Annotated in this window: 14 protein-coding genes; 4 read left to right on the top strand and 10 right to left on the bottom strand. The window is 73.5% G+C overall.

The window, feature by feature from the left end:
- Positions 1-120 precede the first annotated feature (120 nt).
- Both BLV05_RS19065 and BLV05_RS19060 read left to right on the top strand, forming a co-directional pair.
- The gene (locus tag BLV05_RS19065) at positions 121-1,599 is read left to right on the top strand and encodes a choice-of-anchor M domain-containing protein (RefSeq protein ID WP_046770993.1); all 1,479 of its coding nucleotides are present in this window, start codon (positions 121-123) and stop codon (positions 1,597-1,599) included.
- 84 nt (positions 1,600-1,683) lie between these two features.
- Positions 1,684-2,646, top strand: coding sequence for a WxL protein peptidoglycan domain-containing protein (locus BLV05_RS19060; RefSeq protein WP_052762840.1), 963 nt, complete (start codon positions 1,684-1,686; stop codon positions 2,644-2,646).
- Here BLV05_RS19060 and BLV05_RS19055 read toward each other — a convergent pair.
- From BLV05_RS19055 to BLV05_RS19035, 5 genes are read right to left on the bottom strand one after another with little or no spacing between them, the layout of a single operon-like run.
- Positions 2,594-3,478 carry an anchored repeat-type ABC transporter permease subunit gene (locus BLV05_RS19055; protein ID WP_046770992.1) on the bottom strand — a complete coding sequence of 295 codons (885 nt, stop codon included), beginning with the start codon at positions 3,476-3,478 and terminating at the stop codon, positions 2,594-2,596. The genes BLV05_RS19060 and BLV05_RS19055 overlap by 53 nt on opposite strands.
- A gap of 3 nt (positions 3,479-3,481) precedes the next feature.
- On the bottom strand, positions 3,482-4,225 hold the full coding sequence (locus BLV05_RS19050; protein WP_046770991.1) for an anchored repeat-type ABC transporter ATP-binding subunit: 744 nt from the start codon (positions 4,223-4,225) through the stop codon (positions 3,482-3,484).
- On the bottom strand, positions 4,222-5,163 hold the full coding sequence (locus tag BLV05_RS19045; protein WP_046770990.1) for a choice-of-anchor M domain-containing protein: 942 nt from the start codon (positions 5,161-5,163) through the stop codon (positions 4,222-4,224). Before BLV05_RS19045 ends, BLV05_RS19050 begins: the two co-directional genes overlap by 4 nt.
- Positions 5,160-6,749 (bottom strand): anchored repeat ABC transporter, substrate-binding protein, encoded by a 1,590-nt coding sequence (locus BLV05_RS19040; RefSeq protein ID WP_046770989.1) that lies wholly within the window; start codon positions 6,747-6,749, stop codon positions 5,160-5,162. Before BLV05_RS19040 ends, BLV05_RS19045 begins: the two co-directional genes overlap by 4 nt.
- The gene (locus BLV05_RS19035; RefSeq protein ID WP_052762839.1) at positions 6,727-9,717 is read right to left on the bottom strand and encodes a choice-of-anchor M domain-containing protein; all 2,991 of its coding nucleotides are present in this window, start codon (positions 9,715-9,717) and stop codon (positions 6,727-6,729) included. The genes BLV05_RS19040 and BLV05_RS19035 overlap by 23 nt, the downstream gene beginning before the upstream one ends.
- A gap of 214 nt (positions 9,718-9,931) precedes the next feature.
- Here BLV05_RS19035 and BLV05_RS19030 point away from each other — a divergent pair, with 214 nt between their 5' ends.
- Both BLV05_RS19030 and BLV05_RS19025 read left to right on the top strand, forming a co-directional pair.
- A complete protein-coding gene (locus BLV05_RS19030) occupies positions 9,932-10,381 on the top strand; it encodes a neocarzinostatin apoprotein domain-containing protein (protein WP_046770988.1) in 450 nt (149 codons plus the stop codon).
- A 60-nt stretch (positions 10,382-10,441) separates the two neighbouring features.
- Complete coding sequence (locus BLV05_RS19025; protein ID WP_046770987.1) at positions 10,442-13,078, top strand: HtaA domain-containing protein; 2,637 nt, start codon at positions 10,442-10,444, stop codon at positions 13,076-13,078.
- An 11-nt stretch (positions 13,079-13,089) separates the two neighbouring features.
- Here the strand turns inward: BLV05_RS19025 and BLV05_RS19020 are convergent, their stop codons facing one another.
- From BLV05_RS19020 to BLV05_RS19005, 5 genes are read right to left on the bottom strand one after another with little or no spacing between them, the layout of a single operon-like run.
- Positions 13,090-14,583 (bottom strand): sulfatase family protein, encoded by a 1,494-nt coding sequence (locus tag BLV05_RS19020; RefSeq protein ID WP_052762838.1) that lies wholly within the window; start codon positions 14,581-14,583, stop codon positions 13,090-13,092.
- Between the two features lie 38 nt (positions 14,584-14,621).
- Complete coding sequence (locus BLV05_RS19015; protein WP_160312786.1) at positions 14,622-16,004, bottom strand: ABC transporter substrate-binding protein; 1,383 nt, start codon at positions 16,002-16,004, stop codon at positions 14,622-14,624.
- Entirely contained in the window at positions 15,997-16,644 is a 648-nt protein-coding gene (locus tag BLV05_RS36610) for a hypothetical protein (protein WP_046770985.1), read from the bottom strand. Before BLV05_RS36610 ends, BLV05_RS19015 begins: the two co-directional genes overlap by 8 nt.
- Positions 16,641-17,489 (bottom strand): carbohydrate ABC transporter permease, encoded by an 849-nt coding sequence (locus tag BLV05_RS19010; RefSeq protein ID WP_152690928.1) that lies wholly within the window; start codon positions 17,487-17,489, stop codon positions 16,641-16,643. Before BLV05_RS19010 ends, BLV05_RS36610 begins: the two co-directional genes overlap by 4 nt.
- Positions 17,486-18,421 carry a carbohydrate ABC transporter permease gene (locus BLV05_RS19005; RefSeq protein WP_083421339.1) on the bottom strand — a complete coding sequence of 312 codons (936 nt, stop codon included), beginning with the start codon at positions 18,419-18,421 and terminating at the stop codon, positions 17,486-17,488. The genes BLV05_RS19010 and BLV05_RS19005 overlap by 4 nt, the downstream gene beginning before the upstream one ends.
- Between the last annotated feature and the right edge of the window lie 48 nt (positions 18,422-18,469).

The raw sequence follows: 18,469 nt of genomic DNA, 5'->3' as shown, positions 1-18,469 counted from the left end.
CCACCCTCTCAGACGCGCCGTCGTCGCACCTCCCACTCGGGGCCGGCGAATCGCCTATTGTTAATCATAACGATTCTCATTAGTGTGCGAGGCACAGCCTTCCGACTGGAGAGGAACACGATGAGAACCCTGCTCTCAGGGGGCGCCAAGTCGCTGGCCGTCCCTGTCGTCGCGGGTGCGCTGCTGGCGGCGAGCGCCACGGCCACCGCGGCGGCCGGCGAGTTCGAGCTGGTGCTGGACTCCGGGCACATCGACGCGTTCACGATGACCTGGCAGGACGACACCCTGGGCGTCGTCCTGCAGGAGGACGTCACCGGGCACCACGTCCCGCATGCGCCCGAAGACGTGCTGCTGCAGGTCAAGCCCGAGGCGGCGATGGTGCTGCCGGACCCCGTGCCGCCGAGCCTGAGCTTCCTCGGCGACGCGGGCGACACCGTGTACTACCTGCCGCAGACCCAGGACCCGGAGCTGATCTGGCCGGGCTGGAGCACGGAGCAGATCCCGGCGGGCGTGTTCACCAACCCGCTGCGCATCGAGGTCACCGACGTCCAGGGACCCGGCGACGTGTTCCTGTGGCAGACCGGCTCGTTCGGCGAGCCGATCTCCGTGCTCGGCGGCGGCTTCCAGCTGCCCGGCACGATCTCGCCGAACGCCAACGTCCACGCCCACGCGAACTGGGCGTTCACGGAGACCGGCCGCTACACGCTGACCGTCCGGGGCAGCGGGACGCTGGCGGGCGGCGGCACCGTCACCAGCGCGCCGGTCACCTACACGTTCCAGGTGGGCGACGCCGAACCGGCGCCCTCGACCACGCTCGGCATCTCGGGCCTGGCCGGCCACTACCACTCCGGCGACATCGTCACGCTCACCGCGGTGCAGGACCCGCCGACCGGGCTGGACCACTACCACTGGTTCACCCGCGTACCGGGCGCGAGCGAGTGGGTGGTCGTGCCCGACGCCGGCACCGGCGAGTACAGCTTCACCGCCACCGCCGACCACAACGGTGTCGCGGTCATCGTCCGGCTCTACGACGCGGACCACGCCGTGGTGGCGGAGTCCGCGCCGGTCACGATCGTCGTCGACGACCACGGCGAGCCGGAGCCGCCGGGCGACCTCGCGCAGCGGATCGTGGCCACCCTGCCGGAGGACGAGGGCGCGCTGGTCGCCAGCGTGGACCCGGACGACGCCGAGGTCGTGATGAGCGACTTCGAGCTCGGGGCGGCGGCCGACCGGTGGACGTCCACCGGCGACCTGCGCCCGGTCACGGTCACCGACACCCGCGCCGCGACGCCCGGCTGGGTGGTGTCCGGCCAGGTCGGCGACTTCACCTCTGACGGCGGGGACGTCCTCGGCGGCGGCCACCTGGGCTGGACGCCGCTGGTCGCCGAGCAGCCCGGCGGCGGCGGGGTCACGGCCGGCGGCAGCGTCGCGCCGGGTCCGGACACCGGCGACGGCCTCTCCGTCAGCCGGCCGCTGGCCGCCGCGGCGGCCGGTGACGGAGCCGGCACCAGCCGGCTCGGCGCCGGCCTGCTGATCGAGGCGCCGACCACGCTCGTCGCCGGCACCTACGAGGCGACGATCACCTTCACGGCCATCTGAGTCACCACCGCATGACGTGTCGGCGCGACCGGTCCGCCCTGGCCGGTCGCGCCGGCCGCTGCCCGGACCCATCGGAGCCCATCCGTGCGACCCACCGGCCCGCTCGCGGCCCTCCTCCTGACCGTCGCCGCCGGCCTCGCCGCGGCGCCGGCAGCAGCCGACTCGCCACCCGTGACCTGGGGCATCGTGCCATCCGGTCCGGACGGTCCGGGCGAGCGCGCGGCGTTCGAGCACACCGTCGACCCCGGCGCGGTCGTGAGCGACGTCGTCGCCGTGTCCAACTACACCGAGCAGCCGCTCACCCTCGCCCTGTACGCGAGCGACGCCGTGCGCAACACGCAGGGCGGCTTCGACCTGCTGCCCGCCGCCGAGGCGCCCACCGGGGTCGGCTCGTGGGTCGACCTGGGCGAACCGACTGTCACGATCCCGGCCCGCTCGCGCGTCGACGTGCCGTTCCGCATCGCCGTCCCGGCGGACGCGACGCCCGGCGACCACGCCGGCGGTATCGTGGCCGGCCTCACCACCCGCGCCGCGACCGGCGAGGGGCAGGTCGCCGTCGACCGGCGGGTCGGCGCCCGCATCTACCTGCGGGTGACCGGCACCCTCCGGCCGGGGCTCACCGTCGACGACGTCCGCCTCGTGTTCGACGGCCCGCCGCTCGGCCAGCCCGGCGCCGTCCGGGTGGAGTACACCGTGCGCAACGAGGGCAACGTGCGCCTCGCCGGCCGGCCCGCCGTCCGTGTCGCTGGGCCGTTCGGGCTGGGCGAGCGCGGCTGGACCGGCGAGCCGCTGCCGGAGCTGCTGCCCGGCGACTCCGTCGCCGGCTCCGCCGTCGTCGGGGGTGTCTGGCAGCTCGGGCCCATGGACGTCGACGTCGAGGTCCGGCCCGAGACGTCCGGCGGCCGGGCGCTCGAGCCGATGCCGCCACCGGACGTCGCCGCCGCCCGCCTCTGGGTCGTGCCGTGGCTCGCGCTGGCGGGGCTCGCCGTCGTCGTCACCGCGCTCGTGCTGCGACGACGTCGCCGGCGGCGCCGCGCCAGCGTCTAGCCACCAGGCCGTGCCGCGGCGCGAACGTCCAGGCCAGCAGGAAGACGGCGGCCAGCACCAGCACGATGGTGCCGCCGACCGGGAGGTCGTAGCTCCACGACAGGTACAGCCCGACGACCGCGCCGGACCCGCCGATCGCCGGGGCGAGCAGCATCATCGCGCCGAGCCGGTCGGTCAGCAGCCGGGCGGCGGCGGCCGGCGTGACGAGCAGGGCGAGCACCAGGATGTTGCCGATGGTCTGGACCGAGATGACGATCGCGACCGTCACCAGCACATACAGCGCGATGTCGAGCCAGAACACCCGCAGCCCGACCGCGCGGGCCAGCTCGCGGTCCAGGCTGACGGTGACGAACTGCTGGTGCAGGAGCAGCACGACGGCCAGCAGCAGCACGCCGGTGACGGCCGCGGTGTAGAGGTCCTCGTCCGGGATGCCGGTGATCGAGCCGAACAGGAACTGCTGCAGCGACCCCGCGTACCCGGGCGCCCGCGAGATGATCACGACGCCGAGCGCGAACGAGGCCACGTAGAAGACGCCGATGACGGAGTCCTCCTTGACGCGGCGGTTCTGCGCGAAGACGGCCACCAGCACGGCCGTGACGACACCGGCCACCGCTCCCCCGGCGACGAGGCTGCCCTGCAGCACGAACGCGATCGCCAGGCCCGGGAAGACGGCGTGCGCGACGGCGTCGCCGATGAACGCCATGCCGCGCAGCACGACGTAGCAGCCGACGACGCCGCAGACGACGCTCGACATCACCGCGATCAGCAGCGCCTTCGGCAGGAACGCGAGGTCGGGGTTGGTGAGGTCGGCGATGAACTCGGGGATCGACACGGCTCACATCACCTTCAGGATCTTCAGCAGCGGGCTGTTCTCCCCCACGCCGAACGCCCGCATCCAGGGCTCGGGGTCGAGCAGCTCGCTGGGCGGCGCGTCGGCGACGATGGTCCGGTTGAGCAGCGCGATCCGGGTGCAGGTGTCGAGGGCGCCGACGAGGTCGTGGGTGGTCATCAGCACCGCATGGTCCTCGCCGGCCAGTTCGCGGAACAGGGCGGTGAGCAGCTCCTGGGTGGGCAGGTCCAGGCCGGTGAACGGCTCGTCCAGCAGCAGCACCCGCGGCTGCAGCGCCAGCGCCCGGGCGACCAGCACCCGCTGCCGCTGCCCGCCGGAGAGCTCGCCGACCGGCCGGCGGGCCAGGTCGCCCATGCCCACCCGCTCCAGGGCCGCGCCCACGGCGCGCCAGTCGTCCACCCCGGGCCGGCGGAGCAGCCCGATGCGCCCGCTCCGGCCGGTCATGACGGCGTTCTCGACCGAGATCGGGAAGTCCCAGGCGAACTCGTGCCGCTGCGGCACGTAGCCGACCGGCGCGCGCCGCGGCCGGACCGGGCGGCCGTCGACCAGCACGCTCCCGGCGCTCACCCGCACGAGGCCCAGGACCGCCCGCAGCAGCGTCGTCTTGCCGGCGCCGTTCGGGCCGATCAGCCCGGCCAGCTCGCCGAGCCCGACGGACAGGTCGACGTCGTGCAGCACCGTGCGCCCGCCCAGGCCGACCGTCACGCCGCGGACCTCGAGGACGCTCACGGCGCGCCGTCGGCCCGGGCCCGGCGCTTCGCGCTCCGGCCGCGCAGCGCGGCGACCACCGCGACGGCAACGAGGAGGACGGCCGCGCCGGCCACCCCGGCCAGCAGCGGCGGCGCCTCGCCGTCGTTGACAGGATCCTCCGCCGCGGCGGGCGAGCCGGTCGCGTCCGGTGCGGGCGCGTCGGTCGCTTCGGGCGCGGCGGCGTACTCGGTGGCGAACGCCTCGTCCGTGCTGGTGGCGTCGCCAACGGAGAACCGGAGGACCTGCGTGTCCGCCTCGGCCGCGCCCGAGACGAGGTCGGCCGAGACCTCGACCTCGACCAGGTAGACGCCCGGTTCGGCGAAGACCCAGTTGGCGTGCGTGTGGGTGTTCACCTCGACCCAGACGTCCTGCGGGTACGGCTCCCGGCTGTCCCACAGCACTTCAGGCTCGCCCAGCGTGCCGCTCTGCAGGAACATCACCACGTCACCCGGGCCCTGCACACCGCGCAGGGTGAGCGTCGCCCCGCGGTCGACGCTGTCCATGACCGTGGGGTCCTGCGTGTTCCAGCCCACCCAGATCACGTCCGGCCGCTGCGCCTGCGGCACGACGTGCACCTCGGTGCCCGGCTCGGCGGGCAGGAAGGCGTAGTCGGGGTTGTCCGGCACCGGCGTCAGGGCGGCGTCGCCGACCTGGAACACGGTGGCCGGCACGGTGCGCCAGGTCGGCGGGGCGGCGTGGTCGTCGTGGACGAGCAGCGTCCAGGCGCCGTCGACGTAGCGCGGGCCGATGTCGACGTGGCCGTCGCTCAGCACCGCCTGATCGGTGGCGACGGGCTGGTCGGCGTCGATCTCCTGGTCCAGGTCCGGGTCGCCGGTGGCCGCCGCGCCGGCGGCCGCCGTCATCGTCAGCAGGCCCGCCCCCAGCAGGGGCACGAGTCGTCGCGTCATCGTCCTCATTCCGCTGGTTCGGTCAGACAGGTGCGCAGCGACTCGGCGTTGAATCGCATCATCTCGACGTAGCCGGTGACCTCGTCGTCGAAGGTGTCGCCGTAGATCGGGCAGACCCGGACGCCGAGGTCGTCGGCGACCTCGGTGAGCGTCGACGACCGGGTGACCAGGTTCGGCTCGAGGAAGACCGCGGGGATGCGCAGGTTGCGGATGGTCTCGGCCAGCTTGCGGCGGTCGGCCAGGCTGGGCTCGGCGGCCGGGTTGGGGGTGACGAACCCGGAGATCCGCACGTCGTAGGCCGCGGCCAGGTAGCCGAACGCGTCGTGCGTGGTCACCAGGTGCCGCCGCGACTCCGGGATCGCCGCGATGGTGTCGCGAACGTACGCGTCCAGCCGCTCCAGCTCGCCGATGTAGCGCGCGGCGTTGTCCCGGTACTCCCGCGCGCCGTCCGGGTCGACGCCGATCAGCGTGTCGCGCATCAGCTCGACGTAGGAGATCGCGTTGCCGACGTCCTGCCACAGGTGCGGATCGATCTCGCCGTGCACGTGCCGGCCGAGCACCGCCTGCGGCAGCTGGAAGATCGGGTCGCCGGGACGGCCGAGGAACCGGAAGTCCTCGCCGGCCGGGATCTCGTGCAGGGCCTTGTTCGGCACCTCGATCACCGTCGTCGCGGGGTCGTACACCTGCTGATGGGCGTCGCCGCCGCCGTGCGGGTCGGCCAGCAGGTACAGATCGCCGGTGTCGATGTCGACGGTCAGGTCGGCATGCCCCGCGTCCAGCACCTCCACCCCGTCCATGCCCGGCACCGAGTGCGGATCGACCCCGACGGCGAACGTGAACGTCCGCTCCCCCAGGGCGACCGGCCGCTCGTCCGGCGCGACGGCCAGGCTCGCCCCCATCGACAGCTGGTACACACCGGGCTCGGTGAACGCCCAGCTCATGTGCGTGTGCGCGTCGGGCGGCAGGGTCGCGGTGTCGTCGCGGTACCCGTCGGCGGCGTCGAACCCGTCGGTCGAGTCGACGTAGAACTCCGGGTTCCCGAACGACTCCGTCAGGTACGCGACCAGGTCGCCCGGGCCCTCGACGGCGGTGCCGCTGAGGTACACGTCCGAGGCACGGTTCGCCCGGTACTGCTCGCCGGTCCCCCGCACCCGCAGGCCGAGCCAGACGGTGTCCAGCGCGACGTTCTCGACCAGCGGGATGATCTCCGCCGCGTACTTCACCGCGCCCTCGGCCAGCGAGATGTTCGGCGCGTCCGGGTCGAGGTTCGCGTCCAGCGCCTTGATGACCGACTGCTGCTCGAGCAGGAGGTAGTTGCTGAACGCGACGTCGGCGTAGACCACGTTGCGGACGTCGCGCAGGCTCGGCTCGTACGAGTGCGGGTCGGCCTCGTCGGGCACCAGTGAGCCGACGTTCACCCGGTCCCCACCCACGTGGCGGACGAGGTCGGCCAGCAGCCCGGTGGTCGTGATCACCTGCACCCGGTCGTCGCTCGCGCTGAGCGTCTCCGGTGCGGCGCACCCGGTCACGGCGAGCGCGACGGCGACGGCGACGGCCGGTGCGGCCGCCGCCCTACCCGCGAGCCGCACGGCGATCGCGCCAGTACGCCGCCGTCGCGACCGCTCCGGCCGCGACGAGCAGCCCGCCGAGCACCGTCAGCCCCGGCGTCGCCGACGTGCCCGTGCTCGCCAGGTCGCACTCGTCGCCGGACGACGTGGCGGACGGGGTGGCGGACGGGGTGGGCGTCGGCGACGGGCTCGGCGTGGCGGTGGCGGTGGGCGTGGGCGAGGCGTTGCGGGCGCCGGACGACTCGCCGACCACGAACGCGTACTCCACCGGGCCGGTCGTGAGCGTCTCGCCGGCGGCCGTGGTGCCGGACACCTCGAAGGTCAGCGTGTAGTCGCCTTCCGCCGAGAACGCCCAGTTCGCGTGCACGTGCTGGCCGACGCTCTGCTGCCGGGCGGGCAGCGACTCCTCCGAGCTGAAGATCCGGGCGATGTCGCCGAACCCCGTCGTCTGGAAGACCTCCACCGCGCCCGGGCCCTCCGCGCCGACCAGCCGCAGGTCGACGGCGTCGCCGGCGAAGGTGCCGGCCGCGAGCTCCTCCGTCGACCAGCCGGCCCACACCACCTCGGGGTTCTGCGTCTCCGGGATCAGCCACAACGGCGCCCCGGCCGTGCCTAGGAAGGCGTACGCGTCGCCGCCGGGCACGGTGCTCTCGGCGGCCGGGAGCACCTGGACCAGCACGTGGGCGGGGTCGTAGAACGTGTGGTCGGCCGCCGAGCCCACCTTGGCCCGCAGGCCCAGCGCACCGGACTCGAAGACCGGCGCGAGTAGGTCGACGTGCTCGGTGGTGAGCACCACCGGGTCGCCCGAGGTACCGCCCGGTGCCGATGGAGCGCCCGGAGCCGGGGTGGTGGCGCTCGGCCGCGGCACGCACACCTCGGCGGTGGGGGTGGTCGTCGGCCGGGTGGTCGGATCCGGCGTGGTGCCGCCGGCGTCGCCCGCGTCGGCGCCGCCGGTGCTGCCCGTGTCGGTGCCGCCGTCCCCACCGGTCACGTCCCCGCCGGTCGCGTCACCACCACCCTCGTCGGAGCCGGACTCGTCGCCGCCCGACGCGTCGCCGCCCGACTCGTCCGCGCCGTTCTCGTCGCCGGGCTGACCGGGGTCGCACTCGGGGTCACCGACGACGACGGCGTAGCCGACCTCGCCCGTCGTGACCGTCGCGCCGCTCGGCAGCGTGCCGGTGACCTCGAACGTCAGCGTGTACTCGCCGAGCTCGGTGAAGGCCCAGTTCGCGTGCACGTGCTGCCCGACGCTCTGCTGCCGGGCCGGCAGGGAGTCGGCCGAGCTGAAGATCCGCGCGGGCGGCGCGCCGAGTCCGGTGGTCTGGAACACCTCGACCTCGCCGGGGCCGGTGGCGTCGACCAGAGTCATGTCGACGACGTCGCCCTGCAGCTCACCGGGAGCCAGGTCCTCGGTGGACCAGCCCGCCCAGACGACGTCCGGGTTCTGCGTCTGAGGGATCATCCAGAGCGGGTCACCCGCGTCGCCCAGGAACTCGAACCCGGCGCCGGCGGGGACCGTGCCGGCCGCCTCGGGATCCTTCACCTGGACCAGCAGGTCCGCGGGGTCGTAGTAGGTGTGGTCGGCGGCGGTGCCGACCTTCGCGCGCAGCTCGAGCCGGTCCCCGTCGAGCGCGGGCGCGAGCAGGTCGGCGTGCTCGTCGGTGAGCATGGTGCGCGGGTCCTCGCACTGCCCCGGTGGTTCGGCATCCTGGACGGCCAGCGTGTAGGGCGCGGAGTACGCGACGTGCACCCCGTCGTCGGTGTACAGGGCGGCGCGGTACTGCCGACCGTCGTCGGCCGCGGCCGGCGTGACGGTCAGCGTGCCGGTCGTGGCGCCGTCGACCGGGTCGAAGGCCAGCCCGCCGGGCGCGCGGGTCGACCACCGGTACGCCGTCAGACCGGTCGGCGGGTCCTGCGTCGCCGTCAGCGTCAGCGGCTCGCCCGCGGGGACGGCGCCGTCCGGACCGGAGACGGTCAGCGTGGTCGCCGGCGGCTCGACGTCGCCGTCCTCGACCGTGACGGTGACCGGCTCGGCCGTGGCCGGCGCGTAGAACTGCGGCTCCTGCGACGTGTACGTGGCCGTGACGGCGTGCTCGCCCGGTTCGGTGAGGGTCACCGGCAGCTCGGCCCGGCCCTCGGCGAGCGGCGCCCAGCCCAGGGCGGTGTCGCCGTCGTGGAACTCGACCCACCCGCCGGGTGCCGGCGGCGCGCCGGAACCGGGATCGGTCGTCACGTCCGCCTCGAGCAGCACCTCCTCGCCCACGACGGCGGTCTGCGGAGCCTGGACGGTGATGGCGGACGGCGCCGGCGCGGGCAGTGCGCCGTCCTCGCCGCCGACCACCCAAGTGTAGTCGACCGGACCGGACGTCACCGGCTCCCCGTCGACGGCCGCCGCCACCGTGAACGTCACGGTGTAGACGCCGGGCTGCGTGAACGCCCAGTTGGCGTGCACGTGCGCGTTCACCGCCTGGCGCAGCGTCTTGTGGTCCTCGTCCGAGCTGAAGACGCGGATCGGCTCACCGAACGGGCCGGTCTGGAACACCTCGAGGTCGCCCGGTCCGCGCACGTCGGTGAGGGTGATCTCCACGGCATCGTCGTCGACGACCCCGGCGGCGAGCCCCTCGGTGCTCCAGCCCGCCCACAGCACGTCCGGGTTCTGCGTCTGCATGATCACCCAGGCGGTGTCGGCGCCGATGAACTCCGCGTACTGCTCGGGCAGTCCTTCGACCCGCCCGAGGTCGGACAGCTGGAACACCAGGTCGTCCACGGCGACGTGCTCGACCGGCGGGCTGATCTTCGAGTCGACCGTCAGTCGTTCACCGTCGAACCCGACATTGATCGCGTCGACGTGCTCGGTCGTGAGCACGCGCCGCTCCTCGGCGGGCGGCAGCGTGCCCGGCTCGGCGGCCGCCGGGTGGCTCGCGGCGACGGCCGCCGCGACCAACCCGGCGCTGCCGGCCACAGCCACGATCTTCCGGACCAGGGAACGGTGCATGACGCGATCGGCTCCTGTCAGTCGCTGGCGGGGCGTGAGTCACTATAGATAACGATTCTCACTTTTGCCAGAGCCATGTCAGTGGCGGCTCCCGATCCGAACTGCCCGATCTGCGTTGACTTAGGTTAGCCTTACCTGATAGCACTGTACGTGGCGCTGCGGCCGCATCCGCCGGGAATCCGCCCTGTCCGACCCCTTCAGAGAGGTCCTCAGCATGCGCACAGCCCGCGCGCTCGTCTCCCTGCTCGCCCTCCCCGCCGTCCTGCTGGCCGGCGCCGGCTCAGCGTCCGCGTCGACCATCACCACGCCGAGCGGCCCGATCTCGGTGACGAACAACCAGGTCGTCGCCGTCAGCGGCACCGGCACGCCCGGCAACGCCGTCACCGTCGCGGTCTGCAACTCGACCGTCGGCGGCCTGAACGGCACGCACTGCGACGGCACCAACGTCGTCGCGCCGATCATCGTGTCGGCATCCGGCACCTGGAGCACCACGATCACCGTCCACCGGACCTTCACGAACGTGAACCTGTCCGGCGGCCCCAGCTCAGGCACGACGGTGTGCTCGGCCGGCGGCGTGCAGTGCCAGATCCAGACGTCGGAGTACACGAGCTGGCCGCCCACCGGCGGCCCGGTCGGCGTCGACGGCGTGAACATCAACTTCTGATCCGGTCGCGGGCGGCCCGGCGACGGCCGGGCCGCCCGCCCCTCACAGAACGGTCTCCCGATGCCTCGTCCGCTCCGTTCGCCCGGCCGGGTCCTGGCCGCGCTGCTCCTGCTGCTGGCCGCCGTCCTGGTGCCGGCGGCGGCCGCGACCTCCGGCACCGAGCCGCCTGACGGCATCGGCGACGGCGCGCTGACCTGGGAGGTGCGCCGCTCGTTCAACGACTACGTGGGCGCCGAGAACATCACCACCGGCGACGGCGCCACGCGCGAGGCCGGCGGGCGGTTCGTGTTCCCCCTCCAGGACGGCACCTTCGACCCGGCCACGGGCTCGACCGAGCTGCGCCTCGACGGGTTGGTCCACTACGCCACGTACTGCGGGTTCTTCCCCGGCTGGGACGACGACGAGTGCGCGCTGGACCTGTCGCTGAGCGAGCTGCGGCTGGTGATCGACCCCGGCGAGCAGACGCTCTACGCCCGCGTGGTCAGCCGCCCGCTGACCAGCGGCGCCGACGTCCCGGCCGTCATCGACCACGGCGTCATCCCGCTGGTCCGGCTGGACGTCGCCGATGCCGGCCTGGAGGTGTCCGGCGGCACGACGGCGTGGACGGACCTCGCGACCGGCCTCGCCGCGGAGGCGGTGCCGGCGTTCGGCAACTACCCGGCCGGTGCGCCGTTCGCGCCGATCGACGTGACCTACGACGGCCCCGGCGGGCGGCCGGTCGTCGACGAGCAGTGGACGCCGCCCTGGACGCCGGTGTACGAGGAGGCCGGCCGGTGGCTCAACCCGACCGCCGGCTCGGTCGTCCACGGCGTGCACGTCGACACCACTGGCGACGTCGCCTACGTCGTGGCCGGCCCGGCGACGCCGCAGCTGGCGCCGTACGTCCAGGCGGTGGACGCCACCTCGCTGGCGCCGCTGGGCGGGTACGCGCCGGCCGGGCTCGGGTCGACGCAGTTCGCCGGCGCCTTCGACCCTGGCACCGGGATGCTCTTCCTGCCCCAGCAGTCCAGCCTGCGCGCGGTGCGCTGGGACGCGGCCGCCGGAGCGTTCGCCGGCGACGTCGTGGGCGAGCTGCCCGCGGGGCACACGCTGCAGGCGAACCCCGTCTGGGACGCCGCGACGAGCACTCTGCACACGCTCACGGCCGACGCGGCCCAGGCCGCGACGCTGGTCTCGTGGACCCGCGCGGACGACGGCTGGACCAGCGCCGTTCGCCCGCTGCCGCCGCACGAGGGCTGGCTCTCGTACTGGTACAGCCCCGGCAGCGTCAACGACTCGCTCGCCGTCACGCCGTCCGGTGACCTCGTGCTGGCCCGGGCGAACGGGCTGGTCATCGACGACACCTTCGAGCACGTGCTGGACCAGCCGGCGGCGCTGCTGCTCACCGTGACCGGCGACGAGGTGGAGGCCGCGGAGATCCCCGGCACCGGGACCAGCGCGCCGGTGCCGCTCGGCGACCCGACCCGGGCGTGGTCGCAGGTCTACGCCGGGCCGGACGGCCAGCTCGCGTTCACCAGCTCCGACTTCACCGCCGCGCCGTCGACCGGGGTGCTCACCGCCACGGCCGGCGACGGCGGCGTCAGCGTCGCGGCCGAGCCGGTGGTGCTGGACGAGTCCGCCGGGCTGACGCTGTCCGGCTCGTTCGACGCGGGCAGCGCGACGTTCTGGGCGAAGGACGCCGCGTCGGGCCGGCACTGGGCGGTCGCCGGCGACGCCGTGCTGACGACGTTCGTCCCGGCCGACGCCGCGACGTATCCGCGGCTCGCCGCCGGTGCCGACAGCGCGCTCTACTCCGCCGTCCGCACCGCCGACCGGCAGGCCGGGCTCGCGCGGCTGGCCGTGACGGCCATGTCGCCCGCGGTCACGACCCAGCCCGCCGACACCACGGTCGCGATCGTCCCAGGCGCGACCACCGCCACCGCCGTCCTCACCGCCGCGGCGACCGGCGCCCCGGACCCCGGCGTGCGCTGGCAGCGCAGCGATCCCGGCTCGCTCACCTTCACCGACGTCCCCGGCGCGACGACGCCGGAGCTGCGGCTCGAGGCGGCCGCCGGCGACAGCGGCACGCGGTACCGGGCGGTGTTCGGCAACGCCGCCGGCGAGCTGGCCACCGAGGCCGCCACGCTCACCGTCCACACCGCGCCCGTTGTCGTCGTCGGCGCACAGGACGTCACCGTCGCCGCGGGCGAGCCGGCCACCTTCACCGTCATCCCCGGCGGCGACCCCACGCCCGACGTGACCTGGCAGCATGAGCGCGACGGCGCCTGGGTGGACCTCACGACGGACGACGGCTACGAGGTCAGCACCGGCTCGCTCACCGTCCCCGCCGCCGGCGCCGGCCACGACGGGCTGCGGGTCCGGGCCCGGCTCAGCAACGCGGTCGCCACGGTGGACACCGAGCCCGCCACGCTCACGGTCGAGGGCACCGGCACGCCTACGCCGACCCCGACGCCCATTCCGACCCCGACGCCCACGCCGACTCCGACCGAGACGCCGACGGCGTCGCCGTCACCCACGTCGTCACCGTCGCCGACCGGCAGCGCGTCGCCCACGCCGCCGTCGTCCGGTGACGGCGGGTCCGGCCCGGGCGACGACGATCTCCCGGACACCGGCCTGTCGCTCGGCGTGCTGGTGGCCGTGGCCGCGGCGCTGCTGCTGGCCGGCCTCGGCGGCGCCGTCGTCCGGCTCCGCTCCTGAGGAGGTGCCGGTCATTCTCCGGCCGGGTCGCGCCGCAGCTCGGCGAGGTCGGTCCAGACCGGGTACTGGCGACCCCGGCCGCGCACGTCCCGGTCGTGGTAGGGCGGGCGCGGGCCGGGCCGGGGGAACCGTCGCCAGCCGTCGCCGTCGAGCGGCCGGCGGTAGCCGTCGCGCGAGAGCTGGTCGAGCAGGGCGTCGCGCAGCTTCGTCAGCTCGGCGTCGTGCCGGCCGTCGCCGGCCAGGTCGGCGGTCTCGTCGCCGCCCACCTCGTAGAGGCTCTCGCGGTCGTCGGCCGCACTGTAGGTGTACTTGTGCCGGGCGTTCATCGCGAGGTAGAGCGCCTCCGCGCCGACGTGGTACTGGCCGAGCAGGACGTCGCGCACAGTCTCCTGTCCCCCGGTCGCGACAGGGAGCAGGTCGAGGCCGTCCGGGTCGAGCCCGGCCGGGTCCGCGCCGGTGGCGGCGAGCACCGTCGGCGCGACGTCGGTCAGACCGGCCAGGGCCGGCCGGGCCGCGCCCGCCGGCAGCGTCGCGGGCCGGCTCAGCACCAGCGGGATGCGGGCCGCCGCGTCGTGGTAGCCGCGTTTGCCGAACGCCCAGTGGTCGCCGAGGTACTCGCCGTGGTCGGCGGTGAAGATCACCAGCGTGTTCTCGCGCAGCCCGCTCTCGTCGAGCTGGTCGAGGATCCGGCCGATCTCGGCGTCGACGTGCGAGACACAGGCGTAGTAGTACGCGCGCAGCACCCGGATGCGGGTGAGGTCGAACCGCGGGTGCGTCCACTTCACCCGGTGCTGGTTGTGGATGTGGTAGCCGAGCCGGTCCAGTTCCTCGTCGGCCCGGACCGGATCGGGCATGTCGAGCGGGTCGTACCAGAGGTAGTACGGGTACGGCGGGTCGAACGGCGGGTGCGGCTTGATGAACGACGTCCAGCAGAAGAACGGCGCGTCGCCGGGCGTGCGGGCGGCGAGGAACTCGCGGGTCCGGCGTCCGGTCCAGGCCGTGGTGTGCAGGTGCGCCGGGAGCTGCGAGGGCTGCGGCGAGTAGTACAGCTCGTGCCTGACGCCGTGCGGCTCGAGCACGTGCTCGGCTCCGGACGCGAGCAGGTCGGTGAGGTACTCGTCCTCCTCCGGCGCGGCCGGGATCTCCTCCGACAGCCACAGCCGGTCGAAGCCGTGGCCGGCCCGCACCGGCGTGAAGTGCATCTTGCCGATCGCCTGGGTGTCGTAGCCGGCCGCGGCCAGTGACCGCACCACCGTCGGGGTGCCGTCGGCCAGCGGCGTCGTGTTGCTGGTGATGCCGTTGCGGTGCGGCAGCTGCCCGGTCAGCAGGCCGGCCCGGGCCGGGACGCACACCGGCGACTCCGCGTAGGCGCGCTGGAACGTGACACCCTCGCGCACGAGCCGGTCCAGATTCGGCGTGCGGACGTGCGGGTTGCCGTGCGCGGCGATCGCGTCGAAGCGGAACTGGTCGGCGGTGATGAGCAGGACGTTGGGCCGGCAGGTCACAGTGGGGAACCTCGTGTCGGTGGATGGCGGGCCGTGGCTCAGGCGCGGAACTCGTCGGGGTCGATCTCGCCGTTCTCCACGCCGGTCTCGAACGCCCGCTGGTACCGCTCGGAGAGGTCGGCCAGTGTCGACCCGACGTCCAGCGACGGGTCGAGCACGAGCTTGGTGACCGTCGTCGTCGCGTCCTCGCCCTCGACCGCGACCAGCGAGCCGGGCTTCTTCGGCCACTGCGTGTCGAGGTCGTCCGGCCGGAACAGCTGCAGCCGCTCGTTGCCGGCCGCGCTGCCGGAGTCCCACGCCTCGGCGCTCAGCGGCGGCACCCCGCCGTCGGCCAGCGCCTGCTGCATGTCCGCGCCGACCAGCGCCTCGAAGACGGCCGCGACGGACTCCTCGTCGTCGATGGTGGACGAGACCGAGTACGGGAAGCCGGCGTTCATCGGCGACTGCTGCAGCGTCTCGCCGTCGGCCACCGGGATCGGGCCGACGCCGAAGTCGAGCTGCTGCGCGCCCAGGCTCTGCATGGCGCCGACGATGCTGCCGCTGGCGAGGTACATGCCGATCCGGCCCTCGGCGAAGGCGCCGAGCACGGTGTCGCTGTTCAGCGTCTCGGCACCCGGGAAGGCGATCTCCTCCTGGACCAGCGTCCGGTACAGCTCGACGACGGGCTGGTAGCGCTCGCTCGCGAACTCGCCGCTGCCGAGGTCGAACAGGCCGAGTTGGGTGAGGCCGGGATTGGACGCCAGCACGGGCGGGTCGACGATCCAGGCCAGGAACCCGACCCAGGCGGTGGGCAGCGCGATGCCGAACGACTCGCCGCCGCCTGCCGCGGTGATCGCCCGGGCGGCGTCGAGCACGCCGGAGAACGTCGCCGGCGGGTCGTCCGGGTCGAGGCCGGCCGCCTGGAACAGCCCGCGGTTGAGGCACATGCGGATGGTGAACGTGGTGGTCGGCACGCCGAACGGCTCGCCGCCCCACACCAGCTCGCTGCTGTCCTGCAGGTAGGCGTCGGCGTTCGCGAGCACGTCGTCGCCGATCAGGCCGCGCAGCGGCTGGATCCAGCCGGCGGTGGCGAACTGGCCGAGGATCGAGCTCGGCCCGTGGAAGATGTCCGGCCCGCGCTGGGTCTGGAAGGCGGTGCGGACGATCTCTTCGTACTTCTCGGTGGCCTGCGGCTCGTAGCGGACGGTGATGCCCAGCTCGGCGCCCTGGCTCTGGTTCCATGCGGTGAGGAACTCCTGCCGGGCGGTCGCCTCGGCGCCGGCGCGGTCCCAGACGACGACCGTGCGGGTGTCGCCGTCGCCGCTGGTGCCGTCGCCGCCGTCGCCGCAGTTCGAGAGCAGGGCCGGGCCGCCGACCCCGAGCGCGGCCGCCGCGGCGGCGCGTTCGAGGAACATGCGGCGGGTGAGTCCTTCGCTAGCCATGGGGATCCTCCTCGATCGTGGGCGCGCTCGGCGCCCGGACGGAGACGCCCGCGCGCCGGCACGTGACGGTGACGGCGAGGGCGCAGAGAGCTGGTGCGGTGAGCCAGTACGGGAACCAGACCGCCGCCGGCAGGGCGAGGCCGACGGCCACGACCGCGGCGCAGGCGAGCACAGCGGCGAGCGCCAGTTCGGGCCGCCGGACGACGCGCAGGTAGGCATAGCGCATGGCGTTCCACGCGCCGTCGTGCCGCTGTTCGAGCACCGCGAGCGCCCAGGTGCTCACCATGGCCCACATCGCGGCGGCGGGGACGATCACCAGCGGGAGCACGGCGCCCCACGCGCCGCCCGGTGACGGCCCGAGCAGCGCGGTGACGGTCACGAAGGTGCCGGCCGCGAGCAGCGCGGCCAGCCGGAGGGCGGGCCCGAACGCCCGCCGGGTCGCCCGCCAGGACTCGCGCAGCGTCGGCGTGGGCGCGCCGGCGGCGATCGTGTGCATCGTGCGCAGCAGGACGACCGTCGCCGCGGGTGCGGTGACGACGGGCAGGCACAGCAGCAGCCAGACGGCGCCGGCCCGCAGGAAGGCCGTCCATCCCGCGAGCACCCGGTACAGCGGGCCGTCGACGGCGAGCAGGTGTGTCATCCCTTCACCGCACCTTCGGTCCAGCCGCGGACGAAGAACCGCTGCAGGACGACGAACACGACGATGATCGGGACGAGCGCCATGGTGGCGCCGGCCAGGACGGTGTTGTAGGCGGACATGCCCTCGACGGCGTCGTACTGCAGCGCCGAGACGCCGACGATCAGCGTGCGCAGGTCGGCCTCGGCCAGCGAGAAGACCAGCGGCACCTGGTAGTTGTTCCACGACGCCTGGACGCCGAGCACGACGGTGGTGACGAGGATCGGCGTCATCAGCGGCAGGGCGATGCGCCGGTAGGTGCCGAAGAAGCCGCAGCCGTCGACGCGGGCGGCGTCCTCGACCTCGATGCCCATGCCCTGGACGAACGCCTTGATCAGGTAGACATGGATGATCATGATGCCGGCGTACTCGACCATCGACACACCGAGCAGGTTGGCGATGCCCAATGAGCGGGCGATCTGGTACTGCGGGTAGAGCATCGCGGTGGTCAGCCCGATGAACAGCGTCAGCATGAACACGATCTCGAGGAACCGCTGGCCGGGCAGGTGTTTACGGGCCAGCACGTACCCGGTCATGCTCGACGCCAGCGTGTCGACGACCACGACGACGAGCGTGACGACGACGCTGTTGAGGAAGTAGCGGGCGAAGTCGGCCCGAGTCCAGGCGTCGGCGTAGTTCGACCAGTCCCAGCTGTCCGGCAGCAGGCCGGGGTCGCTGCTGACGATCTGCCGCAGCGGCGACACCGAGGCGAGGAAGCCGAACACCAGCGGCGTGAGCATGACCACGGCGAGCCCGATCAGCAGCACCGCCAGCACGACACGGCGCAGCACCGGCGTCGTCCCCCTCATGCGTCGGCCCTCCGGACGACCCGCAGGTACGCGACGGAGACGATGCCGACCACGACGCTCGCGGCGACGCCCAGCGCGGCCGCGTAGCCGATCTGCGGCACGGTCTCCGGCTCGAAGAAGAATCGGTAGATGTAGGTGAACATGACGTCCGTCGCGCCGGTCGGCCCGCCGTCGGTCAGCGTCTTCACCAGATCGAACGAGCGCAGGATGCCGATGATCGAGATCAGCACCACCACGCGGCCCACCGGCAGCAGCATCGGCAGCACCACGTGGCGGAACGTCTGCCACTCGCCGGCGCCCTCGACCGCCGCGCTCTCGGTCAGCTCGCGCGGGATCGTGATCATGCCGGCGAAGAACAGCAGCATGTTGACGCCGACGTGCGCCCACACCCCGACGCTGATGAGGCTGAGCAGCGCGTTGGTCGCGTCGCCGAGGAAGTCGATCGGCGTGCCGATCAGCGACAGCCCCATCAGGATCTGGTTGAACTGCCCGCCCACCTCCCGGAACAGGAAACCGAAGATGATCCCGACGATCGCCGGCGACAGCACGTACGGCAGGAAGTAGATCGTGCGCAGCAGCGTCTCGCCGCGCACGCCGCGGAAGAACACGTACGCCAGCGCGAGCGCGACCGGGATCTCCAGCACCAGCCGACCGGCGGTGAACTGCAGGGTGGTGACGACCGACTCCCACCACTCGCCGTCCCGCGCCACGCGCTGGTAGTTCTCCAGCCCCACGAACGTCGGTTCGGTGAAGCCGTTCCACCGGAAGAAGCTGTAGTAGACCAGCCACCCGATCGGCACCAGTGCGAACGCGATGTACGGCAGCAGCGACGGCACCAGCATCGCGTACGCCGAGGCGTTCTCGCGCCGCCGCCAGCCGCGCTGGTCCGCCGGCGCCGAGCGGCCCGCGGCCGCGACCGAGACTCTCTTCACCACACCTCCCTGACGGCGCTGCCGGGGTTGTTGAATAATTAAGTGAGC

The sequence above is a fragment of the Jiangella alkaliphila genome, from assembly GCF_900105925.1.
In the GTDB taxonomy this organism is placed as follows: Bacteria; Actinomycetota; Actinomycetes; order Jiangellales; family Jiangellaceae; genus Jiangella; species Jiangella alkaliphila.
The sequence above is the reverse complement of the archived record's forward strand: the minus strand, read 5'-3'. Positions and strand labels throughout refer to the sequence as shown.